A 22,515-nucleotide genomic window follows, 5' to 3' on the forward strand; every position below is an offset into this window, starting at 1 on the left:
CTGACGTGAAGTCAGGAGTCTTCCCAAGTGCTGGGGCGTGCGTTATACATTCCTTCACCGGTCCCATCTAGAACGCGTTCTAGAACGGCGCGTGGGCGGCGGCCGGTCCCGCATGCGACCTCGGTGCGGCCGACGGTGCGGACGGCCGTGCCGAGGTCTTCCAAAGATCAAAAGGAGCAGCATCCTCAATGCCGATCGATGCCGCCAAGGCCCTCGCCGCCGCCCCCCGCACGGGGGACATCGCCTGGGACCACAAGGACATCCAGCTCTACCACCTCGGCCTCGGCGCGGGCCTGCCCGCCACCGACCCCGACGAGCTGCGCTACACCCTGGAGTCCAAGCTCCACGTCCTGCCCAGCTTCGCGACCGTCGCCGGCGCCGGAATGGCCATGCTGGGCGGCCTCTCCGCGCCCGGAATCGACGTCAACCTCGCCGCCGTCCTGCACGGCGGCCACTCCATCGAGCTGCACCGGCCGATCCCGGTCAAGGGCCTGGCCACCTCCAGCTCCAAGGTCGCCGCCGTCCACGACAAGGGGAAGGCGGCCGTGATCGTGCTGCGCTCCGCGGTCGCCGACGCCGACGGGCCGCTCTGGACCAGCGACGCGCAGCTCTTCGTACGGGGAGAGGGCGGGTTCGGCGGGGACCGCGGGCCCTCCGTCAGGACCGAGCAGCCCGAGCGGGCTCCCGACCGCACCGTGGAGCGCCTCATCCGCGAGGAGCAGGCGCTCCTCTACCGCCTCTCCGGCGACTGGAACCCCCTGCACGCCGACCCCGAGTTCGCGAAGCTGGCCGGCTTCGACCGGCCGATCCTGCACGGCCTGTGCTCGTACGGGATGACCCTCAAGGCCGTCGTCGACACCGTCCTCGGCGGGGACGTGTCCCGGGTCCGCGCCTACCGCACGCGCTTCACCGGGATCGTCTTCCCCGGCGAGACCCTGCGCATCCGGATGTGGCAGGAGCCCGGCCGCGTCCTGGTGTCGGTGACCGCCGCCGACCGGGACGACGCGCCGGTCCTCGCCGACACCGTCGTCGAAACCGTCGTCGAGACCGTCGTCGAACACGCGTAAATCCACAGAAGGAGCCGCACCGTGCGCGCAGCACTGCAGAGCGAGATCGGCCAGGACAAGCTCGAAGTGGTCGACGACATGGAGGCCGTGGGCCTCGGCCCCGGCAAGGTGAAGATCCGGATCAAGGCCACGGGGCTGTGCCACTCGGATCTCTCCGCGATGAGCGGCGTCCTGCCGCAGCCCGCCCCCTTCGTCCCGGGCCACGAGGGCTCCGGAGTGATCTCCGACGTCGGCGACGGGGTGACCAGCCACAAGCCGGGCGACCGCGTCCTCGTCTGCTGGCTGCCGCCGTGCGGTCATTGTCCGTCCTGCAAGCGCGGCCAGGGCCACCTGTGTCTGGAGAGCCTGGTCAACGCGGGCACCCCCAACTTCCGCCGCGCGGGCGGCGACATCTTCGGCTTCGCCGCCACCGGCACCTTCGCCGAGGAACTCGTGGTCGACGCCAAGTGCGCCGTCCCGATCCCCGACGACCTGCCCTTCGACATCGCCGCGCTCATCGGCTGCGGCGTCACCACCGGCCTCGGCGCGGCCGTCAACACCGCGAAGGTGGAGGCCGGGTCCTCGGTCGCCGTCATCGGCTGCGGCGGCGTCGGCATATCCGTCATCCAGGGCGCCAAGGTCCAGGGCGCGGCGCAGATCATCGCCGTCGATCCGGTGGAGTCGCGGCGCGAGGCCGCCCTGCGGTTCGGCGCCTCCGAGGCGGTCGCCCCGGACGCCTTCGACGATGCCAAGAACCGGATCACCGGCGGCGAGGGCTTCGACTACGTCTTCGAGGTCGTCGGCAAGTCCGCCACCGCGCAGACCGCGTACAAGATGACCCGGCGCGGCGGCAGCGTGGTCATCGTCGGCGCGGGCGCCATGGACGACACCTTCCAGATCGACATGTTCTCGCTCTTCTTCGACGAGAAGAAGATCCTGCCGTCGATGTACGGGGGCGGGGACGTGCTCCGCTCCTACGAGCGCACCATCGCGCTGTGGCGGGCCGGCCGGGTGGACCTGGCGGGCCTGATCACCCACCGGGTGCACCTCGGAGAGATCAACGACGCCCTCGACCAGATGCGTACGGGCGTGGCCCTGCGCACCTGCATCGAACTCTGAGAGCGATGAGAGGAATCCGGTAGATGTCACTGCCACTTGAGGGGCTCAGCGCCATCGTGACGGGCGCGGGCCGCGGGCTCGGCCGGGCCGAGGCGATCGAGCTCGCGCGGCTCGGCGCGAGCGTCGTCGTCAACGACTTCGGACAGCCCGGCCGCGACGGCTCCGGGGAGGCCTCGGCCGCCCCGGCCGAGGAGGTGGCCGCGGAGATCCGCGCCGCGGGCGGGCAGGCGGTGGCGCACCTCGGTGACGTGGCCGACTTCGAGCAGGCGCGGGAGCTGGTGGAGCTGGCGGTCGCGAGCTTCGGCAAGCTGGACGTCCTGGTCAACAACGCGGGCATCCTGCGCGACCGGATGATCTTCTCCATGTCGGAGGCGGAGTGGGACTCGGTCATCCGGGTCCACCTCAAGGGCCACTTCAACACCACGCACTTCGCCGCCGCGCACTGGCGGGAGCGATCCAAGGCGGCGGGCGGCCCGGTCTACGGCCGCATCGTCAACACCTCGTCCGAGGCCTTCCTCGGCGGATCGGCCGGCCAGCCGAACTACGCGGCGGCCAAGGGCGGCATCGTCGGGCTCACCACCTCGACGGCCCTCGCCCTGGCCAAGTACGGGGTGACGGCCAACGCCATCTGCCCGCGCGCCCGTACCCGGATGACGGAGGACGTCTTCGCGGGCTTCCAGGTCCCGGAGGAGGGCAAGCTGGACGCCCTCGCCCCCGAGCACGTCTCCCCGCTGGTCGGCTACCTGGCCTCGCCGGCCTCGGCCCGGGCCAACGGACAGCTGTTCGTCGTGCACGGCGGGATCGTGGCCGTGATGGAACGCCCCAAGGTGGCCGCGAAGTTCGACACGGGCAAGGAGGCCTTCTCCTACGAGGAGCTGGACGAGCTCCTCACCCCGCACTACGCGGCCCGCCCGGCGGACGAGACCTTCGCCGCGGCGGAGGTCCTCGGCCTCAAGCACGGCTGACGGGAGACCGCCGTCCGCCGCCCGCCGCCCGGCCGGGAGGCGGCGGATGCGGCGCGCCGCGTCAGCGCAGCGGGGCCTGCTGCAGCGGGATCGGCCGGGGCGCGGGCGCCGGCGGCGGGTCGAGACGGACCGGGGGCGGCGGGGCGACCGGGATCCCCAGGGTCACGATGCCGCAGGGGACGTCCGGGGTGGCGTACGGGAGGTGCAGGCGGCCCTCGCGGCTCCACAGGCCGGTGCCGCCGAGCCAGCCGGCGGGCGCGGGGAGGCGGAAGACGTGCCGGTCGGCGGGGCGCCATAGGCCGATGCTCCCCCAGCCACCGCCGGAGGCACCCGCACCGTCCTCCAGCCGCAGCGCGACCGCGCAGGTCTCCGGCATCAGGGCCTGCCCCGGCTGCACGGCGAACGGAGTCGCCCCCTCGCCCCGCAGGCACTCGGGGAAGCGGACCGGGAGCGAGCTGCCCAGGACCCCCCAGCCGAGCCGCGCCTCGCCCGGGGCGTCCGAGCGGATCAGCAGCAGCCCGCTGTCCGGGTCGGCCAGCAGCAGCCGGTCGTCGCTGGTCTCCGCGATCTGGAGGAGCGGGGAGACCGCGCCGCCCCGGCCCAGGTCCACCGCCACGGCCTTGGTGCGGCCGTCGAGTTCCCGGTCCAGGGCCAGCAGCCGGCCCGCCCGGTCCAGCCAGACGCCGCCGGAGCAGCGGCCGGGGACGTGGGCGACGCGTTCGGGCCCGAAGGCGCCTCCGGCGATCCGCCAGACGGTGGTGCCCGCCGGCCCGGCGGCCAGCGCGAAGGCCCCGCACCCGTCGGGGGACGGCGGCAGCAGGCGGACCCGGGTCCGCGCGTCCTCGGGCTCGATCGCGCCCAGCGGGAGTTCCCCGGTGCGCGGACCGGTGGCGGCGGAGCCGCCGCCCGTCGGATACAGCAGGGCGAACGCGTGCCGCTCCGCCACGCGGCGGTGGATCAGCACCCGCCCGTCGGCCAGCGGCAGCACCTCGCTGTCGGCCTCCTCGGGCTGCGCGAGCGGCAGCGGCACCGCGTACGGTTCGGGTCCGGCCAGGGTCCAGCGCTCCGGGTAGCGCGCCTCGCCGTCCCCGGCCAGCCGGGCCGCGTACGACCCGTCCGCGGCGATGGTGAACGGGGCCGTCGTCGTCGTCTCGATGGCACAGACAGTCATCCGTGCGTCACCTCCGGATGAGGAAGCTAGTTTTCGCACGTCACGCCGAACAACACGAGCCACCCTGCTTCACACATACGGGTGGCCACCCGCCGGTTCGCCCGTGAGCGGCGGGGCGATTGTGCTGTGCGATATCGGGGCGTACCGGGGGAAGGGCCGGGACGGGTCCCGCCGGCGCGGGCGCCCGCCCTCGCGCGGGGACAGGGATCGCCCGAGCGGGGCCCGGGCGGCCCTGCGCCGTCGCCCGTTCGTCCCCCCGGCCGGGGGCGCCGGGCCAGTCGCCACGGACGGTAGCCTTGGCCCGTGCCCCGTCTCTCTGAAGTCATCGCCGCGCTGGACGCGCTCTGGCCCCCCTCGCGGGCCGAGCAGTGGGACGCCGTCGGAACCGTCTGCGGAGATCCCGACGCCGAGATCTCCCGGGTCCTCTTCGCCGTGGACCCCGTCCAGGAGATCGCCGACGAGGCGGTGAAGCTGGGCGCCGACCTGATCGTCACCCACCATCCCCTCTATCTGCGCGGGACCACCACCGTCGAGGCCGGCACCTTCAAGGGCCGCGTCGTGCACACGCTGATCAAGAACGACATCGCGCTGCACGTGGCCCACACCAACGCCGACACCGCCGACCCCGGTGTCTCCGACGCCCTCGCCGGCGCACTCGACCTGCGCGTCACCGGCCCGCTCGTGCCCGACCCGAGCGACCCCGCCGGCCGCCGCGGCCTCGGCCGGATCTGCGAGCTGGACCACCCCGAGACCCTGCGCGAGTTCGCCGCCCGCGCCGCCGCCCGGCTGCCGCGCACCGCTCAGGGCATCCGCGTGGCCGGCGACCCGGACGCGCCGATCCGCACCGTCGCCGTCAGCGGCGGCTCCGGCGACAGCCTCTTCGAGCAGGTGCGGGCCGCCGGCGTGGACGCGTTCCTCACCGCGGACCTGCGCCACCACCCGGTGTCCGAGGCGCGCGAGCAGAGTCCGCTCGCCCTCGTCGACGCCGCCCACTGGGCCACCGAGTGGCCCTGGTGCGAGCAGGCCGCCGCGCAGCTCGACGCGATCTCCGAGCGCCACGGCTGGGGTCTGCGTACCCATGTCTCGCGCGCGGTCACCGACCCGTGGACGGTGCACGCGCCGTCCGCAGCCTTGCCGCAGTCCTCTTTCTCTTCTATCTCTGGAGCCCCCAACTGAACGCCGAGCCCGCCGACCAGATCCGACTCCTCGATGTCCAGGCCCTGGACGTCCGGCTGTCTCAGCTCGCCCACAAGCGCAAGTCGCTGCCCGAGCACGCCGAGGTCGACTCCCTGACCAAGGACCTCACCCAGCAGCGCGACCTGCTCGTCGCCGCCCAGACCCAGGCGAGCGACGCCGCCCGCGAGCAGACCAAGGCCGAGCAGGACGTCGACCAGGTGCGCCAGCGCGCGGCCCGCGACCAGCAGCGGCTCGACTCCGGCGTGGGTATCTCGGCCCGCGACCTGGCCAACCTCCAGAGCGAGGTCGTCTCGCTGGCCAAGCGGCAGGGCGACCTGGAGGACGTGGTCCTGGAGGTCATGGAGCGCCTGGAGGCCGCGCAGGAGCGGGTCACCGAGCTCACCGAGCGGGTCTCCGCCCTGGAGGCCAAGCTGACGGACGCCACCGCGCGCCGTGACGCGGCCACGGCCGAGATCGACGCCGACGCCACCAAGATCGCCAAGGACCGTGAGCTGATCGTGGCGTCCATCCCGGACGCCCTGATCGCCCTGTACGAGAAGATCCGCGTCAAGCAGGGCGGGGTCGGCGCCGCGCGCCTGTACCAGCGCCGCTGCGAGGGCTGCCGGCTGGAGCTCGACATGGCCGAGGTCAACGAGATCAAGGCGGCGGCTCCCAACCAGGTCGTGCGCCACGACAACTGCGGCCGCATCCTGGTCCGTACGGCGGACTCGGGCATCTGATGCCGCGCTTGGTCGTGGAGGCGGACGGCGGCTCCCGGGGCAACCCGGGGCCCGCCGGCTACGGCGCGGTCGTCCTCGACCCGGCGACGGGGGAGACGCTGGCCGAGCGCGCCGAGTACATCGGCATCGCGACGAACAACGTGGCGGAGTACAAGGGCCTGGTCGCGGGCCTCAGGGCCGCCCGTGAGCTGGCCCCGGACGCGCAGGTCCTCGTCCGCATGGACTCCAAGCTCGTCGTCGAGCAGATGTCGGGCCGCTGGAAGATCAAGCACCCGGACATGAAGCCCCTGGCGGCGGAGGCGGCGGCGATCCTGCCCCGGTCCCAGGTGACGTACGAGTGGATCCCGCGCGAGCGGAACAAGCACGCGGACCGGCTGGCCAACGAGGCGATGGACGCGGGCAAGCGCGGCCAGCAGTGGGAGCCGTCCGCCTCCACGGCGGCCCTCGACCACGGCGCGGCCCGTTCCCTGTCGACCCCTCCGGCGGGCCCTCCGGGGGATGCGGTGGCGGGTGCCGCGGCCGTCCGAGCGGCGCTCGCCTCTTCATCCCGTACGTCGGCCACGGCGTCGGCGCTCGCGGAGCCCGAGCCCGCCGCGGCGGGACACATCCCGCCCCCGGCGGAGGGGCGCGGCCAGGCCGCCGCAACCGCGACGGCCCCCGCCCACGGGACCGGCTGGGGCCCCGACATGGGGGCGCCCGCGACGTTCGTGCTGCTGCGGCACGGCGAGACGGCGCTCACCCCGCAGAAGCGGTTCTCCGGGAGCGGGGGTTCCGACCCCGAGCTGTCCCCGGCGGGACGCCGTCAGGCGGCGGCCGTCGCCGAGGCGCTCGCTGCACGCGGGACCGTGCAGACGGTCATCAGCTCCCCGCTGCGCCGCTGCCGCGAAACCGCGCAGGCCGTCGCCGACCGCCTCGGCCTCGGCGTGACCGTCGAAGACGGCCTGCGCGAGGTGGACTTCGGCGCCTGGGAGGGCCTGACCTTCGCCGAGGTGCAGGAGCGCTTCCCGGACGACCTCCAGGCCTGGCTGGACTCCCCGAAGGCCGCCCCCACCGGCGGCGGCGAGAGCTTCATGGCGGCGACCCGCCGGATCTCCGCCACCCGCGACCGGCTGCTGGCCGCGCACGCCGGCCGTACGGTGCTGCTGGTCACCCACGTGACCCCGGTCAAGATCCTCGTACGGCTCGCACTGGGCGCCCCGCCGGAGTCGCTGTTCCGCATGGAGCTCTCCGCGGCCTCCCTCTCGGCGGTGGCCTACTACGCGGACGGCAACGCCTCGGTACGGCTGCTGAACGACACCTCGCACCTGCGGTAGCCGCTCGCGCGAACAGGCCCCCCCGCCGCCGGCAGCCCGGCGGCGGGGGCCGGCATCTCCTCACCGGGTCGGCATCAGGGTGCGGACTTGAGGTGGACGAGGGCTTCCACGGACCGGCCCAGGGCGCGGACCATGTTGTGGGCGTCGGCGTTGGCGGATCGGATCTGGCCGCTCGCCTCGCGCGAATACCGGCGGGGCTGCTCTCCGTCCGTGGTGTCCCAGCCGTCACGGCGGTCTATGTGCCGCGCCAGGTGGTCCAGTGCCTTTTCGAGGTGGCGGGCGAGGTCGCGCAGGCTCTCGGTCACGGAAGCGATGTCGGCGGGGCTTCCATAGGCCTCGTGGGCGTCCTTGGTCGCTTCGGCTAAGTCACGTATGTGCGCGGCGGCGGAGGCCGCGAGGGCAGGGTGATCGGTCATGAGGGTGAGCGTGCCGCATCGGGTGCCCCTCCGAGGGGCGTTTGCGTCAGCTGCCGGGATTCGGGCAGCCGCCCGTGTTCGCAGCACCTCGAACGGAGTGGAAGGGCAGACGAGCCGGCCTGTACGCCGGGTTCAGTCCAGCGGAAGGAGGCCGCCCGGCTTGCGGCTGCACGTCTCGGGTATCGGCTCGCCCTTCGCCCGCAGCTTCCTGACGTACGCATCCAGCCGCGCAACGTGCCAGCGGTCATAAACGTCTTCAGACACAGATCACCCCACCTTGATCACTCAGGGGGCGAGCGGTATGGGAAAGCCCCGCTGACAACGGCGGGCCTCCCACGAACAAGGACCCCAAACCGGAAACCGGCTGGGGTCCTTTCCCGTTCTCCCGCCACCCGGCGGCGGGTACCGTCCCAATAGGACCACTACGCAGGACGGAGCACAGACAGGATGCCCCACAACACTGCCGCTGGCACGGGTGCGCGCATCGCCGCGTACAGAAGGCTGTGCCGGATCACTCAGGCGCAGCTCGCTACCAAAGCCAACATCTCGTACAGCCTCCTCGTGAAGGTCGAGCAGGGGCGGCGTCCCGCCTCCAGCTCCCTGATCGCCGCCGTCGCCCGCGCCATGGGTGTCCCCCTCACCACCTTCACCGGTCAGCCCTATGCCACCGACCACACCCATGACCGTCTCGACGGGCCCTTGGCCGACCTGCGGGCCTCCCTGGACAACTGGGACCTGCCCCTGGACGAAATCGCCGTGCGCGGCATCTCCGAGATCGCCGCCGATGTCCACCTGGTCCTCGATGCCCGGCGTGCATCCAACTACGCCAAGATCACCGCGATGGCTCCGCCGCTCATCGATGAACTCGTGCAGGTCTCACAGACCGCGACCGGCCACACCGAAGAGCAGGCACACCGGATGCTCGTCCACGTCTACCGGTCCGCGTACGACGTCGCCTACAACCTGGGCCTGTCCGACCTGGTGGCGCTGCTGCTCTCCCGGATGGACTACTCTGCCGGCCGCGGGAGCGACCCCTACCTGATGGCCCTCCACCACTACATGAGGGCGTACGCGACATTCTCCACCGGCCGCCTGGAGGTAGGGCAGGTGATCATCAGCCGGGCCCTGACGGTCGTGGACGACGGCGTACGAAACGGCGATGTACCCGCCCTGTGCTCGGCGGGGAACCTTCGCCTGCGAGCCGCCATGCTCGCCTGCCGCCGGGGCGACGAAGACACAGCCCGGGGCGAGCTGTCCGAAGCGCGTCGGCTGGCCGACCGGCTGGGACGCGAGGTCACCGGAGCCGGCGGTGACGGCCCCCACGTCCAGAGCTTCGGACCGACCAACGTATCCATCCACGCCTCCGCCGTGGAGATGGAGCTGGGCAACCACAGCCGGGCATTGCAACTCGCGAAGGAAGTACGGCCGCCCGCCGACTACTTCCCGGACCGACTCGGGCACTTCTGGATCGACACCGCCCGCGCACAACTGTCGACCGGGAAGACCGACGCCGCCCTGTCCTCCCTCCTCAAGGCACGATCCATCGCCCCTCAACAGGCCAAATACCACCCGAGCGTGCGGGAGACCGTCAGCGGCCTCGTGCACGCAGCACGCCGCACCCCGGACACATTGATCGGGTACGCGTCCTGGTGCGGCGCCAACCTGTAGCCCCACCAGCCACACCCGCCACAACTGTCACACGGCGTCCTGCAACTGTCACAACCTGTGCCAGTTGTGGGGCGCCGTTCCGCGTTGACTGGTCATCAGCACCACCCCCTCCAAGGGCCGCACTTTCCCCCTTCCCGGCCCCGGTGCGCGGCGGCCGTCTCTCCCCTTTTGCCACAGCCCAGAGACGGCCACCCGCCACCACTACCGACTACGACCGAGGCGGCGGCGATGACGACGCAGCTACAGGACCACCAGCGCCACCTCCCGCGCGCCATCACACTGCCCCGCCGCCTCTGGCCGGCGCCCGGCACGATCGTCCGCGCCATGGAAGCCCCCGAGCACCTGGCCGTAGGCGTCCTCGCCCGATACGGCATCCTCACCGACGCCTTCCCCGGCTACGGCTACGTCCGCCCCCTCGGCGGCGGCCGCGAGTGGATCGCCACCCCGGAATACCTGAGACTGGCGCACCCCATGGAGATCAGCGCCGCACGCATCCAGGAGTGGACCCGGTGACCGGCCGCCCCGTACCCGGCCCGATGGCCGGCGGCGAGTGGCACACCATCGACCACCCCCTGACCGGCGAGCACGTCCGCGACATCGCCAACGGCCTCACCGGCACCCTGACCTGCGTCACCGCAGAGCACCACGCCGGCCGTCTGCTGGAGATCGCCCACATCCGCTCCACCGGCGGAGGAATCGAGTGGACCACCGCCGCCTCCAACATCAGCCCCGTCGGCGGTGCCCAGTGAGCGCCGCCCAGATCGGCGACCTCGTGGAGGACGGCCCCGGCGGCGGCCGCTGGATCTACACCGACCGGCGCCAGGGGGTGCCCATCCTGCGCCCCGTGTACGGCGCCGGCACCTACGAGAAGGCCGCCGAGCACCCCGACGACCTGCGCGTGATCAAGACCAGGGCGCAGCTCCGCGCCGAGCACCCCTGACCCTTCGGAGGATGACGTGCACGATCTGATCGCAGCCCCCTACGAGGACGAGCACCTGCTCTTACGGCCGGACAGCCCCCGCGCGGTGAAGATCCCCTATGCCAAGTACGCCGAGCTTCAGCGTGCGATGGCGGCCGCCGATCCGGTGCCCGGATGGCTGGCCGACGTCGCCCGCCGGGCGTGGGGATTCGACCTGACCGGCCGCCCCGTCGCCGGGGCCGTCCTCGTACGGCCCCGGAGCCGCTTCCGGTACAACCGGGGCACCTGGGAGATCAATCTGGGCTGTGACTACGACTGCGAGATGTGCTACCTCGGCGAGAAGCGGTTCGAGGGCCTGGACTGGGCGGGTAAGGAACGGCTTCTGCACCAGGTCCGCGACGCCGGGGTGATCTGGTTTCAGATCACCGGCGGTGAGCCGCTGATCGACCCCGATTTCCCGGCCGCCTACCGCCTCGCGAACGAGCTGGGCATGGTGGTGGAGATCCTTTCCAACGGCTCCCGCCTTTGGCACCCCGGGATCCTCGAATTGTTCACGACGTGGCGGCCGGCGAAGCTGACGCTGTCCCTGTACGGGGCGACCGCCGAGACGTACGACGGGCTCACCGGCCGACGCGGAGGGTTCAACAAGTTCGTCCGCGGCCTGGACGGCGCAATCGAGGCCGGGCTGAACATCGACGTCAGCCTGATCATCACCCGCCGCAACGCCCACGAGCAGACCGCCATGCGGGCCTTCGCCGAGCGTCACGGCCTGCCGTGGCGCGAGTACGCCAACATGTCGCCCACGATCCACGGCGGCGCCGAGACCCTGCCGTCACAGTCCCCCGAGCACCTCACCCAGCGGGCACCCTTCACCGGCTGCCCCGCCGGTCACACCTTCTTCCACGTCGACCCCCACGGCAAAGCCTCCATCTGCAAGGTGGGCCGTGACCCGTCCGTGGACCTGGTCGCCGAAGGCGTCGAAGGTCTGGCCCGACTCGGCTCCATCGCCGATTCCCTCATGCTTCGCACCGGAGGATGCGAGGGCTGCACGCTCTCCGGCACCTGCCGGGTCTGCCGCCCGATGGCACGACTCTTCCAGGAGGCGAAGGCACCACTGATCAACTACTGCCAGCACGGACAACCGAAGGAGACCAGCCCGGTCATGCTCGAACTCGCCCCCACCCGCACCATCGAGCCCCAGGACGGCGAGGACATTCAGATCATCGACAACATCGACGCCTACACCGCCCCGACCGCGCAGGGCTGCGGCGACGACAACCCCTACAACTAGCTGTCGTCCGATCCGGGGGCCCTGGCGCGAAACTGCGCCAGGGCCCCCATCCATCTGGAAGCCTGAACCCATGCCGACCGAGCGCCTCACCGAACTCCCCGCCGATGCCCTCGCCCTCATCACCGAACGCACCGGGCCCGTCATCAAGTACGAGACCGTCGGCGGCGGCCTGAACTCGGAGATCGCCGCACGCATCCACACCGCCGACACCACGGCCTTCGTCAAGGGCCTGCGCAGCGGCCACCCGCGGGCATGGACGCAGAAGCGCGAAGCGGACATCAACCCGCACGTGCGCGGCATCGCCCCCGCCCTGCTGTGGCGCGCCGAAGCCGGCGGCTGGGACCTGATCGCCTTCGAGGACGCCGACGGCCGCCACGCCGACTACACCCCCGGATCTCCGGACCTGCCCCTGATCGCCGACACCCTCGCCCACCTGTCCACCATCACCGCCCCCGAGGACGTCACCGTGCGGACGATGCCGGACCGGATGCGCAACCACACCCCCGACCCTGACCTGTTCGACGGCGCGGCCCTGCTGCATACGGACTGGTTCCCGACGAACGTCCTGATCCACGAGGACCGCGTTCGAGTCGTTGACTGGGCGTGGGCGTCCCGGGGCGCGGCCTGGATCGACGCTGCCCTATGGACGGTGTGGCTCATCCGCTCCGGCCACACCCCCGCGCAGGCCGAGCAGTGGGCGGCCCGCGTCCCCGCATGGACGAGCGCCCCCCGACCGGCAGTCGACGCCTTCGCCGCTGCCACCGTCAGCGTCTGGGAAGAGATCACCCAGCACGACCCCGAGCCCTGGACACTCGACATGCTCACCGCAGCCCGCACCTGGCACAACAGCCGCTGAGCCCCGGCAACACGACTGTGGGGCGCTGTTGCGTTGGGAGGGGAAGGTCAATCCTTCGCCGTCTTGGCGGCGGCCTTGGCCCTCTGCTTGGCCTTGTCGATAGTGGACCGGCCGACCGCCCGGCATGGGGAAACCCGCCCCGGCCCGGGGTTTCCCAGGTCAGGAGGGGTGTGGCAGACGAGCCGGCCTGTACGCCGGGTTCTGTCGCCCGGAGACCTCGCGGTCGCCGGGGAGACGGCCATCCATCTAGGACCGGTGTTGCCACCGGCCTCGTGCGGTCTACCCGCGAACTCGGGCGGGCAGCCCTCAAGCGTTCGCGCAGGGCCGGCGTCCGAAGACGACCAACCCCTCTTGACCTTGCTCCGGGTGGGGTTTACCTAGCCGCCTGAGTCACCTCAGGCGCTGGTGGTCTCTTACACCACCGTTTCACCCTTACCGAGGGCCGAAGCCCCCGGCGGTCTGTTTTCTGTGGCACTGTCCCGCGGGTCACCCCGGGTGGGCGTTACCCACCACCCTGCCCTGTGGAGCCCGGACGTTCCTCGGCGGGATCTCGCGATCCCGACGCGGCCGCCCGGCCGACTCGTCTGCCGTGGCGACCATGCTACCGGCTGTGCCGTCGCCACTTGACCTTGCCGCTTGACCTTGACGCAGCGGCAGGGTTTCTACTGGGGGACATGCGGATCGGAGAGATCGCCGCGCTGGTCGGGGTCACCACCCGGGCCATCCGGCACTACCACCATGTCGGACTGCTCCCGGAACCGGAGCGGCGACCCAACGGCTATCGGGCCTACACCGTGCGCGACGCCGTCCTGCTCGCCCGGGTGCGCCGGCTCACCGAGCTCGGGCTGAGTCTGGACGAGGTGCGCGACGTCCTCGCCGACGACGCCGGGCGCGACCTGGCCGACGTACTGGAGGAACTGGACGCCGACCTCGCCCGCCAGGAGGCGGAGATCGGGGAGCGCAGGCGCCGGCTCGCCGTGCTGCTGGCCGCCGAGCCGGGAGAGACCGAACCACTGTCCCCCGCGCTCGCCGCGCTCCTGGCGAAGGCGCCGCACACGGCCTCGCCGGCCGCCGCGATGGACCGCGAGCACCTGACGCTGCTCGACGCGACCGGCGCGGGCGGCGAGGCGGTCTACGCCGCCCTCGGCCCGCTGGCCGCCGATCCGGCCGTCCTCGCGCTGTACGAGCGCCTCGACGCGCTCGCCGACGCCCCGGTGGACGACCCCCGGATCCCGGCGCTCGCCGCCGAGCTGGTGGCGGCCGTCCCCGACGAGGTGTTCGCGGCGATCCCGGCGGGCGGGACGGTCGTCGAGGGGTTCAAGGAGGCCCTGCTCGCGGAGTACGCCCCCGCGCAGGCGGAGGTCGTCCGCCGGGTCATGGCGGCGTTCATGGAGAGGGGTCGGGGATGAAGCCGGGGATGAAGAGGGCGAACGGTGTACGGGTGGCCCGCGCGGCGGTGGTCTCCGTCATCCCGGCGGAACTGGCGCTGGTCGTCTGCGGGGCGGCCGGGGTGCGGCCGCCCGGCTGGGCGCTCGCCCTCGTCGAGGCGCTGGTGCTCGGCGTGCTGCTGCTGGAGGCGTGGGTGCTGCGCTCGCTGTACGCCGCCGCCCGCGCCCGGGGTGCGCGGCCGGGGGAGGCCTGGCGGGCGGCGGTCCGGCAGACGGTGCCCGCGCCCGTGCGCCGGCTGGTGCTGCACGAGCTGCGGGCCTGCGCCGCCCTGGGGCGGTGGCTCCTGCGCAGGCCGCCGCACGGGGTCCGCGCCGGGGATCTCGCCGCCGGGTACACCGGACCGCAGACCGCCATGATGTACGGGCTGCTCTTCGTGTCCGTGATCGAGACCGCCGCGCTGGCCGTGCTGATCCCCTGGCCCGCCGTGCACCGGGTGGTCCTGGTCCTCGACGTGTACGGGATCCTGATCGTGCTGGCGATGCACGCCGCCTGCGTCACCCGGCCGCATGTCGTCGGGCCGGACGGCTCCCTGCGCATCCGGTACGGGGCGCTGTTCGACCTCACCGTCCCGCCGGAGGCGGTGGCCTCGGCCCGGGTCGACCGCCGCTATCCGGAGGGCCGGCTCGTGACCCTGTCCGACGACGGGGTGCTCGACCTGATCGTGGGCAGCCAGACGACGGTGACCCTGGAGCTGACCCACCCACTCCCCTTCACCCGGCCGCTCGGCGCCCGCGCGGCGGCCCGTACCGTCCGCTTCCACGCCGACGACCCGCGCGCCCTGGTCGCCGCACTGCGGCAACCCGCCTCCCCGTGACGGGGGGTCAGGCCCGGGCGAAGAGGACCTTCGCGACGCCCGGGTTCGCCGCCGTCAGCCGGACCGGGATCCGCTCGCCCAGCGGCAGCTTCTCGGACCGCGACGTCACGCGGCCGACCACCGCCGGCTCCTCCAGGTGGACCGTGCCGACCAGCGGCGCGTTGTCCTCGATGTCGATCACCGTCGCGTCGAAGGTCTCCCCGACGCGGTCCTTGAGCAGCGCCGCCTCCACGAGGTCCACGCATTCCCGCTCGGCCTTGTTGGCCAGCCTGCTCCCTTCCGCCATCCGGCCCCGGACCGTCTCCAGCGCCGACACCACCCACTGCGGGGGCTCGGCGTTCGCCACCGCCGCCACGCACAGCTCGCCGGTGTACCGGTCGACGAGCCTGCGCAGCGGGGCGGTGCAGTGCGTGTACGGGGCCGCCACCGCGGCGTGGACGGCGGGGGAGGGGAGGTGGCCGCCGGTGAAGACCGTGTACGTGGCGTTGCGCAGCAGGGTGGTGCACTCCTGGAGGAACGCCGCGTGGGCGGGGAGGTGCGGGTCGAGGGAGCGCACGAGCTCGGCGTACGCCATGTGGTGCGGCCAGTCGATCCGTAGGGCCTTCGCGGTGAGCCGGAGCCGGGCGACCGCCCCGTCGGGGGCGCTGGGGAGGGTGCGCAGGATGCCCGTACCGGAGGCGAGCATCAGCTCGGCGGCGGCCATGCCGGTCATGAGGGAGATCTGGGCGTTCCAGCCGTCCACCGGGAGCGGCGCCCGGTACACGAGGGTGAACGAGCCGTTCCGCGCGACGATCTCCTGGTCGGGGACGTTCAGGGAGACGCCGCCGCGTTCCCGTTCCAGGGCTTCGCGCAGCCGGCCGATGTCCTTGAGGAGGGCGAGGGACTCCTCGGCGGTCCCGGAGTCGATGGCCTGCTGGACGCCCTCGTAGTCGAGCTTGGCCCGGCTGCGGACCAGGGCCCGGCGGACCTCGGTGCTCTCCACCCGGCCGGCGGAGTCCAGATCGAACCGCCACAGCAGCGCCGGGCAGGTCTGGCCGGGCAGCAGGCTGGCCGCGCCCTCGGAGAGCACGGCCGGATGGACGGGGACCTTCACGTCGGGGAAGTAGAGGGTGGTGACGCGGCGGCGGGCCTCGGCGTCGAGGGCGCCGCCGGGGGTGACGAAGGCGGCGACGTCGGCGATGGCGTAGTGCACCCGGTAGCCGCCGGCCGGGCGCTTCGCCAGGTGCATGGCCTGGTCGAGGTCGCGGGAGGCCGGCGGGTCGATGGTGAACAGGGGGATGTCGGTGGCGTCGACGTCCGGGAGCCGCGGCTCCCGGACCGCCTGCTCGGCCTCGGCGAGTACGGCGGCCGGGAACTCCCCCGGCACGTGCAGCTTCGTCCGCAGATCACGCAGCGCGGCCCGCAGGGCAGCCCCGTCTGCGCCGGTCATGTGCATAGGACGGCGTGGCATGGGTCGAGCGTAGGTCGGCAAGGGCCGGGCGGCACGGTGAGCGGGGCACGCGGGGGCGTCTACCCTGGCTCGGGGGCCGCATCCCCCGCGCTGTGTTTGGAGTTGAAGGAGAACGATTGTGCTCGTGCTGCTGCCGCCTTCCGAGGGAAAGGCCGCCGGCGGTTCCGGCGCGCCGCTGAAGCCGGAGTCCCTGTCGCTGCCGGGGCTGGCCGGGGCGCGGGCGGCGGTGCTGGAGGAGCTGGTCGAGCTGTGCGCGGGCGACGAGCTCAAGGCGCGTGAGGTGCTGGGGCTGAGCGAGGGGCTGCGCGGCGAGGTCGCCAAGAACGCCGGGCTGCGGGACGCGGTGGCGCGGCCGGCGGGGGAGGTCTACACGGGCGTGCTCTACGACGCGCTCGGCCTGGCTTCCCTTCCCGCGGCGGCCCGCGCCCTGGCCGAGGAGTCGCTGCTGGTGTTCTCCGGGCTGTGGGGCGCGGTGCGGGTGACTGACCGGATTCCTTCGTACCGGTGCTCGATGGGCGTCAAGCTGCCGGCGCTGGGGGCGCTGGGCGCGTACTGGCGGGGCCCGATGGCTTCGGTGCTGCCGGAGGCGTCGGGGGACGGGCTGGTGCTGGACCTGCGGTCGTCGGCGTACGCGTCGGCGTGGAAGCCCAAGGGGGAGCCGGCCGGGCGCACCGCCACCGTGCGGGTGCTGCACTCCCAGATGGTGGACGGGGTGGAGAAGCGTTCGGTGGTGAGCCACTTCAACAAGGCGACGAAGGGCCGGCTGGTACGGGACCTGCTGGTGGCCGGGGCCGTTCCCGCCTCGCCGGCGGAGCTGGTGACGGCGCTGCGGGACCTGGGGTACGCGGTGGAGGCCGAGGCCCCCGCGAAGCCGGCCAAGGCGTGGTCCCTGGACGTGGTCGTGACCCAGATCCACTGACGGCCCGCGCCGCACGCGGTGGGCATGGGCCCCGGGCTCGGACCGTCGGCCGATCCCGGCGCCGGTGTCGGCGCGGCCCCGGACCCGGACCCGGTCCGGGGGATCCCCGCGCCCTTGCCTTCTCCGCTGCCTGCCGCCCGCCGCCCGGCGGCCCTGCCCCGGCCCCGGTTCGACAGCCGGCCGGGCTAACGGCCCAGGGGCCAGGCGACGGTGGCCGGGGTCTGGTCGGCGGAGCCGGCGTACGTGGCGCAGGCGTCGGTGAGGGTTTCCAGGAGGGTCAGCGGGTCCGGGAGGGGGTGCTCCATGCCGCGGATCCAGGTCACCGCGTGGTCACCCGGGAGGGCGGCCGGGGGCACCAGGACGTAGCTGCCGCGGCAGTGCCAGCGCAGGCCGGGGTGCTCGTCCATGGTCTCGGGGTGGCAGTCCAGCGCACACGGCCACCACTCGTCCTCGTCCTCGGGGGTTCCGCGCGTCGCGGTGAAGAAGAGCATCCGGGCCTGGTCGCCCGTACCGGCGGACTCGGCGACGGGTCCCACCTCGACGCCGGCGGCCAGCAGGCGGTCCAGCGCGCTGCGGCCGGCCTCCAGCGGGACGTCGAGGACGTCGTGGACCATGCCGGTCGCGGTGATGAAGTTGGCCTGCGGCTGGTTGCGGGCCCAGCGTTCGACCTGCGCGCGGTCGGTCGTCGACTGGGTCTGCCAGGCGAAGGAGACGGGGTGCCGCGCGGGAGTGGGGCAGCCGATGCGGTCGCACGAACATCGGTAGCCGGCCGGATGTGCGGCGGGGGCGAGTGGTAGTCCCGCGGCGGCCACGGCCAGGAGGAGCGCCTCGCGCTCTCGTCCGGGGTCTTCGGCAGCCTGGGGCTTCGACCGTCGGCGCAGCCACTGCGAAATCCTGCTCTGCTCGCCGCGTTTGACGCGGCCCGACTCAGACCCCATCTATCCCCTCACCTGAACGTTGGCCCCGGCAGACCCTGACATCGTCCCACCATCCTGAGCCCCGGATGACCGCACTCCTCCACCGGGGGCCCGCGGACCGCCGCCCCGCAATCCCCGCAAAGCGCCATGAACCGGCCATATTTTCTCGGCCATGCGCGCCAACCGTCAGTCGGTGACTTTCCCCACGCCGCCCAGCACCCGGTCCACCAGCGCGTCCGTGAAGGCGTGCGTGAGCGGCGCCGTCCGCAGCAGCCAACGGTACGTCAGCGGCCCGAGCAGCATCTCGACCGTCAGCCGCAGATCCGTGTCCTTCGCGAGCTGCCCGGCCTCCCGGGCCGAGCGCAACCGGGCCTCGTAGAGGGCGAGCTGGGGTTCGAGCAGCTGCTCGTTGAACCGCGCTCCGAGGTCGGGATCCGTGGCCCCGGCCGCTGTCAGGGCGCGCGTAGGGGCCTCGTACTTCTCGTCGTTGAACTCGTCCACCGTCGCCCGCAGGACGAACTTCAGGTCGGCCGCCAGATCACCGGTGTCGGGGAAGCCGGCCCAGCCGCCCTCGGTCTCCGCGTCCCCGGCGAGCGCCAGCGAGGCGTCCAGCAGGACCGCCGCCTTCGAGGGCCACCAGCGGTAGATGGTCTGCTTCCCGACCCCCGCGCGGGCCGCGATGGCCTCGATCGTCAGCTTGTTGTAGCCGACCTCCCCGACCAGCGCGAGCGCCGCGTCGAGGATCGCGCGCCGGGAGCGGTCGCTGCGGCGGCTGGCGTCGGGGATCTTCGCGGGCGAGGACTTGGTGCTCGCGGGCTTGGCGCTCGGAGGCTTGGCGCTCGTCGGCTTGGTGCTCATCCCACCAAGCTACTACCAACCCGAGACGTCTCGTCTCTGAGCCATTCCTTAAAACACCCGGATAGTTCACTGCGCCGCCCCCCTTGAGGAGAGACGATTCTGTTCACATCTTCGCGAGTCGTGAGGAGCCTTCTTTGCGCAGAGACGCCACACCCCGGCGCTACCTGATGTGCTCACCCGCACATTTCAAGGTCACGTACTCCATCAACCCGTGGATGGATCCCACGAAACCGGTGGACCTGCCCCTCGCGAACGCCCAGTGGGAGGAACTGAGGGACCGCTACCGCTCCCTCGGCCACACCGTCGAGACCCTCACACCCGACCCCGGGCTGCCGGACATGGTCTTCGCCGCGAACGGCGCCCTCGTCGTCGACGGCCGGGTGCTCGGCGCCCGGTTCGCCTACCCGGAGCGCGCCGCCGAGGCGGAGATCCACCTCGACTGGTTCCGTAGCCACGGCTTCCAGGACATCCACGAGCCGTCCCACGTCAACGAGGGCGAGGGCGATTTCGCCGTCACCGCCAGCTACATCCTGGCCGGCCGGGGCTTCCGCTCCAGCCCGCTCTCGCACGACGAGGCCCAGGAGTTCTTCGGCCGGCCGGTCATCGGGCTCGACCTGGTGGACCCGCGCTACTACCACCTCGACACGGCGCTCTGCGTCCTCGACGGCGACGACCTCATGTACTACCCGCCGGCCTTCTCGCACGGCAGCCGGGCCGTGCTCCGACGGCTCTTCCCCGACGCCCTCATCGCCGAGGGCAAGGACGCGGCCGCCCTCGGGCTCAACGCCGTCTCGGACGGCCGGCACGTCCTGCTCCCGCAGGCGGCGACGGGACTGCTGGCGCCGTTGCGGGACCGGGGGTTCGAGCCGATCCCCATGGACCTCGGGGAACTCCTCAAGGGCGGCGGCAGCGTGAAGTGCTGCACCCAGGAGCTGCGGCCCTAAGCGGTCTCGGAGCCGGCCGGGGGCCATTCCTGGCCCCAGTCGGCGTTCCTCGCCGCCTTGTACAGGCCACCGTGGCGCTTGGTCACGGTGGCCCGGGTCAGCCCCGCCGACGGTCCTTCCTCGGGACCGCACAGGTCCAGCAGGACGAGCCCCTTGCGGATCTGCGGCCTCCGCGTGACCCGGAAGGCGACCGGCTCCACCGGGAAGCGGGTCGCGGCCACGTAGCTGAACTTCTCGTCCTCGTACGGGAGGGAGCCGCCCTTGACCTGCCGGTGCAGCGACGACCGGCTGACCCGGGCCGAGAAGTGGCACCAGTCCTGCCCGACCTCGATCGGGCAGGTCCCGTCGTGCGGGCAGGGCGCGGCGACCCGCAACCCGGCCTCGATCAGCTGGTCGCGGGCCTCGCGGATCCGCAGGTACCCCTCGGGCGTGCCCGGCTCGATCAGCACCACCGCCTGCCCGGCGCGCGCCGCCTCGGCGACCACGGCCCGGCGGGCCTCCGGCGTCAGCTCGCCCAGTACGTACGACACGGTCACCAGCTCGGCCTCGGGGAGCACCAGGCCGGAGCCGATGACGGCCCGCCGCCACTCGGCGCCGCGCAGTACCCGCGAGGCGGAGGCCGCCGCGAGTTCCCTGCCCAGGGCCAGGGCCGGCTCCGCCCAGTCCAGCACGGTGGTCTCGCGCGGCCCGTCCCAGGTGGCGTCGACCGCCCAGGTCGCGGCACCGGTGCCGCCGCCGACGTCCACGTGCGAGCGGGGCGCCCATCGCGGGGCCGCCTCGGCCAGCCCGGCCAGGGCGGACCGTACGGCCTCGAAGGTGGCCGGCATCCGGTACGCCGCGTAAGCCGCCACGTCGGAGTGGTCGCGCAGCACGGGCGCGTCGGTCGGGGTGGTGCCCCGGTAGTTCGCGATGAGCCGCTCGACGGCGGCCGAGGCCTGCTTCGGCGGAAGCCCGTCGAGCAGTCCGCCCAGCGCGCTGCGGAGGGTCTCGGCGGTGGTGGCGGAGGGGGAAGCGTAGTCGGCGGCGTTCACCTCGAAAGTTTACGGCGCGAGCGGCGCGCCGGATTCCACGTCCGGCCGCTGCCCGCGCCGATCCTGGTCCCGATCCTGGCCCGACTGGTCCTGATGGTGCTGCCGCCACGGCCTGCACATCCCGAGGAAGCAGCCCACGGACAGCAGCGAGCAGGCCAGCTGGACCACGGCCATGGGCACGGCCGTGTCCTCACCGGCGATCCCGACGAGCGGCGAGGCGACCGCCCCGACCAGGAACGACGAGGTGCCCAGCAGCGCCGAGGCCGACCCGGCCGCGTGCGGGGTGCGCATCAGCGCCTGCGCGTTGGTGTTCGGCAGCACCAGGCCCATCGCCGACATCAGGACGAACAGCGCGGCGGCGATCGGCACCAGCCCGACCTCGCCGAACACCCCGGTGGACATCAGCAGCAGCGCCACCGAGGCGACCGTGATGACGCCGAGCCCGGTGGCCAGGGCCTTGTCCAGGCTGACCCGGCCGACCAGCAGCTTGCCGTTGATCTGGCCGACGGTGATCAGGCCGACCGAGTTGAGGCCGAACAGCAGGCTGAACGCCTGCGGGGACGCACCGTAGATCTCCTGCACCACGAAGGGGGAGGCGGAGATGTACGAGAAGAGCACCGCGAACGCGAAGCCGCCGGCCAGCATGTACCCGGCGAACACCCGGTCGGCGAGCAGCCCGCGCATGGTGCGCAGCGCGGCCCCCACGCCGCCGGTCTGGCGGCGCTCGGCCGGCAGGGTCTCGCCGAGCCCGCGCCACACCAGCAGGGTGAGCGCGAGGCCGACGGCGGTGAGGACTGCGAAGACCCCGCGCCAGTCGGAGAAGCGGAGCACCTGGCCGCCGATGAGGGGGGCGATGATCGGGGCGGCCCCGGATATGAGCATCAGTGTGGAGAAGAACCGGGCCATCTCGACCCCGTCGTACAGGTCGCGTACGACGGCCCGGGCTATGACGATCGCGGCCGCCCCCGCCAGGCCCTGGAGCAGCCGGAACGCGATCAGCAGCTCGGCGGTCGGAGCGAGGGCGCAGAGGGCGGTGGCGAGGACGTAGAGGACCATGCCGGTCAGCAGCGGCCTGCGGCGGCCCCACTTGTCGCTCATGGGGCCGATGACCAGCTGGCCCAGCGCCATGCCGGCCAGGCAGGCGGTGAGGGTGAGCTGGACGGTCGCGGCCGGGCTGCGCAGGACCGTGGTGACCTCCGGCAGGGCCGGCAGGTACATGTCCATGGACAGCGGGGGGAGGGCGCTGAGCCCGCCGAGCACGAAGGTGACGAGCAGCCCGGTGCGGCGCGCCTTCGCGAGAGGGGCGGTGGCGGTGGCGGATATGGGGGCAGAGGGCGTCTCGGGCGACGGCGGCGGTGACGCCGGCGCGGGGGCTCTCTCCGACATACGGCACTCCACTCTCGTCGTCTTTGCGCACCCCTGACCGACCCATGCTCTCAGCTGGCGGAACGTT

24 protein-coding genes and 1 other RNA gene are annotated in these 22,515 nt (G+C 72.8%); 16 read left to right on the forward strand and 9 right to left on the reverse strand.

Annotation, left to right across the window (positions count from 1 at the left end; genetic code table 11):
• Window positions 1–188: 188 nt before the first annotated feature.
• From MTF65_RS09525 to MTF65_RS09535, 3 genes are read left to right on the forward strand one after another with little or no spacing between them, the layout of a single operon-like run.
• Complete coding sequence (locus tag MTF65_RS09525; protein WP_243628042.1) at window positions 189–1,067, forward strand: MaoC/PaaZ C-terminal domain-containing protein; 879 nt, start codon at window positions 189–191, stop codon at window positions 1,065–1,067.
• Between the two features lie 21 nt (window positions 1,068–1,088).
• A complete protein-coding gene (locus tag MTF65_RS09530) occupies window positions 1,089–2,165 on the forward strand; it encodes a Zn-dependent alcohol dehydrogenase (protein ID WP_243628044.1) in 1,077 nt (358 codons plus the stop codon).
• Window positions 2,166–2,188: 23 nt separating this feature from the next.
• Window positions 2,189–3,130, forward strand: coding sequence for a 3-oxoacyl-ACP reductase (locus MTF65_RS09535; RefSeq protein WP_243628045.1), 942 nt, complete (start codon window positions 2,189–2,191; stop codon window positions 3,128–3,130).
• A gap of 61 nt (window positions 3,131–3,191) precedes the next feature.
• On the opposite strand, the gene MTF65_RS09540 is transcribed toward MTF65_RS09535, so the two are convergent.
• The gene (locus tag MTF65_RS09540) at window positions 3,192–4,301 is read right to left on the reverse strand and encodes a hypothetical protein (RefSeq protein WP_243628046.1); all 1,110 of its coding nucleotides are present in this window, start codon (window positions 4,299–4,301) and stop codon (window positions 3,192–3,194) included.
• Window positions 4,302–4,604: 303 nt separating this feature from the next.
• On the opposite strand from MTF65_RS09540, the gene MTF65_RS09545 reads away from it, so the two are divergent.
• From MTF65_RS09545 to MTF65_RS09555, 3 genes are read left to right on the forward strand one after another with little or no spacing between them, the layout of a single operon-like run.
• On the forward strand, window positions 4,605–5,477 hold the full coding sequence (locus MTF65_RS09545; protein WP_243628049.1) for a Nif3-like dinuclear metal center hexameric protein: 873 nt from the start codon (window positions 4,605–4,607) through the stop codon (window positions 5,475–5,477).
• The gene (locus MTF65_RS09550) at window positions 5,474–6,217 is read left to right on the forward strand and encodes a zinc ribbon domain-containing protein (RefSeq protein ID WP_243628635.1); all 744 of its coding nucleotides are present in this window, start codon (window positions 5,474–5,476) and stop codon (window positions 6,215–6,217) included. The genes MTF65_RS09545 and MTF65_RS09550 overlap by 4 nt, the downstream gene beginning before the upstream one ends.
• Window positions 6,217–7,530, forward strand: coding sequence for a bifunctional RNase H/acid phosphatase (locus tag MTF65_RS09555; protein WP_243628050.1), 1,314 nt, complete (start codon window positions 6,217–6,219; stop codon window positions 7,528–7,530). Before MTF65_RS09550 ends, MTF65_RS09555 begins: the two co-directional genes overlap by 1 nt.
• Window positions 7,531–7,604: 74 nt before the next feature.
• On the opposite strand, the gene MTF65_RS09560 is transcribed toward MTF65_RS09555, so the two are convergent.
• Window positions 7,605–7,946, reverse strand: coding sequence for a hypothetical protein (locus MTF65_RS09560; RefSeq protein WP_243628051.1), 342 nt, complete (start codon window positions 7,944–7,946; stop codon window positions 7,605–7,607).
• Between the two features lie 132 nt (window positions 7,947–8,078).
• Window positions 8,079–8,210 carry a hypothetical protein gene (locus MTF65_RS30200; RefSeq protein WP_279398796.1) on the reverse strand — a complete coding sequence of 44 codons (132 nt, stop codon included), beginning with the start codon at window positions 8,208–8,210 and terminating at the stop codon, window positions 8,079–8,081.
• 183 nt (window positions 8,211–8,393) lie between these two features.
• Between MTF65_RS30200 and MTF65_RS09565 the strand changes: the two genes are divergently transcribed.
• From MTF65_RS09565 to MTF65_RS09590, 6 genes are all read left to right on the forward strand, one after another.
• On the forward strand, window positions 8,394–9,614 hold the full coding sequence (locus MTF65_RS09565; protein ID WP_243628052.1) for a helix-turn-helix domain-containing protein: 1,221 nt from the start codon (window positions 8,394–8,396) through the stop codon (window positions 9,612–9,614).
• 228 nt (window positions 9,615–9,842) lie between these two features.
• Window positions 9,843–10,127 carry a hypothetical protein gene (locus MTF65_RS09570; RefSeq protein ID WP_243628053.1) on the forward strand — a complete coding sequence of 95 codons (285 nt, stop codon included), beginning with the start codon at window positions 9,843–9,845 and terminating at the stop codon, window positions 10,125–10,127.
• A complete protein-coding gene (locus MTF65_RS09575; protein WP_243628055.1) occupies window positions 10,124–10,363 on the forward strand; it encodes a hypothetical protein in 240 nt (79 codons plus the stop codon). The genes MTF65_RS09570 and MTF65_RS09575 overlap by 4 nt, the downstream gene beginning before the upstream one ends.
• Entirely contained in the window at window positions 10,360–10,554 is a 195-nt protein-coding gene (locus tag MTF65_RS09580) for a hypothetical protein (RefSeq protein ID WP_243628057.1), read from the forward strand. Before MTF65_RS09575 ends, MTF65_RS09580 begins: the two co-directional genes overlap by 4 nt.
• A gap of 16 nt (window positions 10,555–10,570) precedes the next feature.
• Entirely contained in the window at window positions 10,571–11,824 is a 1,254-nt protein-coding gene (locus MTF65_RS09585; protein WP_243628058.1) for a radical SAM protein, read from the forward strand.
• A gap of 70 nt (window positions 11,825–11,894) precedes the next feature.
• Window positions 11,895–12,680 (forward strand): aminoglycoside phosphotransferase, encoded by a 786-nt coding sequence (locus MTF65_RS09590; protein WP_243628060.1) that lies wholly within the window; start codon window positions 11,895–11,897, stop codon window positions 12,678–12,680.
• Between the two features lie 174 nt (window positions 12,681–12,854).
• Here the strand turns inward: MTF65_RS09590 and rnpB are convergent.
• Window positions 12,855–13,263: RNase P RNA component class A (rnpB, locus tag MTF65_RS09595), an RNA gene on the reverse strand.
• Window positions 13,264–13,354: 91 nt separating this feature from the next.
• Here rnpB and MTF65_RS09600 point away from each other — a divergent pair.
• A complete protein-coding gene (locus tag MTF65_RS09600) occupies window positions 13,355–14,089 on the forward strand; it encodes a MerR family transcriptional regulator (RefSeq protein ID WP_243628061.1) in 735 nt (244 codons plus the stop codon).
• Between the two features lie 8 nt (window positions 14,090–14,097).
• On the forward strand, window positions 14,098–14,943 hold the full coding sequence (locus MTF65_RS09605) for a hypothetical protein (protein ID WP_243628062.1): 846 nt from the start codon (window positions 14,098–14,100) through the stop codon (window positions 14,941–14,943).
• A 7-nt stretch (window positions 14,944–14,950) separates the two neighbouring features.
• Here the strand turns inward: MTF65_RS09605 and MTF65_RS09610 are convergent, their stop codons facing one another.
• On the reverse strand, window positions 14,951–16,393 hold the full coding sequence (locus MTF65_RS09610) for an RNB domain-containing ribonuclease (protein WP_243628063.1): 1,443 nt from the start codon (window positions 16,391–16,393) through the stop codon (window positions 14,951–14,953).
• Window positions 16,394–16,511: 118 nt separating this feature from the next.
• Between MTF65_RS09610 and yaaA the strand changes: the two genes are divergently transcribed.
• Window positions 16,512–17,312: a peroxide stress protein YaaA gene (yaaA, locus tag MTF65_RS09615; protein ID WP_243628064.1), complete on the forward strand. Its 801-nt coding sequence runs from the start codon at window positions 16,512–16,514 to the stop codon at window positions 17,310–17,312.
• Between the two features lie 185 nt (window positions 17,313–17,497).
• Here yaaA and MTF65_RS09620 read toward each other — a convergent pair whose 3' ends face one another.
• Both MTF65_RS09620 and MTF65_RS09625 read right to left on the reverse strand, forming a co-directional pair.
• A complete protein-coding gene (locus MTF65_RS09620) occupies window positions 17,498–18,250 on the reverse strand; it encodes a bifunctional DNA primase/polymerase (RefSeq protein WP_243628066.1) in 753 nt (250 codons plus the stop codon).
• A 165-nt stretch (window positions 18,251–18,415) separates the two neighbouring features.
• Window positions 18,416–19,087 (reverse strand): TetR/AcrR family transcriptional regulator, encoded by a 672-nt coding sequence (locus MTF65_RS09625; RefSeq protein ID WP_243628068.1) that lies wholly within the window; start codon window positions 19,085–19,087, stop codon window positions 18,416–18,418.
• Between the two features lie 134 nt (window positions 19,088–19,221).
• On the opposite strand from MTF65_RS09625, the gene ddaH reads away from it, so the two are divergent.
• Window positions 19,222–20,031: a dimethylargininase gene (gene ddaH / locus MTF65_RS09630; RefSeq protein WP_243628069.1), complete on the forward strand. Its 810-nt coding sequence runs from the start codon at window positions 19,222–19,224 to the stop codon at window positions 20,029–20,031.
• On the opposite strand, the gene MTF65_RS09635 is transcribed toward ddaH, so the two are convergent.
• On the reverse strand, window positions 20,028–21,062 hold the full coding sequence (locus tag MTF65_RS09635) for a small ribosomal subunit Rsm22 family protein (RefSeq protein ID WP_243628071.1): 1,035 nt from the start codon (window positions 21,060–21,062) through the stop codon (window positions 20,028–20,030). The genes ddaH and MTF65_RS09635 overlap by 4 nt on opposite strands.
• A gap of 9 nt (window positions 21,063–21,071) precedes the next feature.
• Window positions 21,072–22,448, reverse strand: coding sequence for a Bcr/CflA family multidrug efflux MFS transporter (locus MTF65_RS09640; RefSeq protein ID WP_243628072.1), 1,377 nt, complete (start codon window positions 22,446–22,448; stop codon window positions 21,072–21,074).
• Between the last annotated feature and the right edge of the window lie 67 nt (window positions 22,449–22,515).

Source organism: Streptomyces sp. APSN-46.1, from assembly GCF_022815725.1.
Lineage (GTDB): Bacteria > Actinomycetota > Actinomycetes > Streptomycetales > Streptomycetaceae > Streptomyces.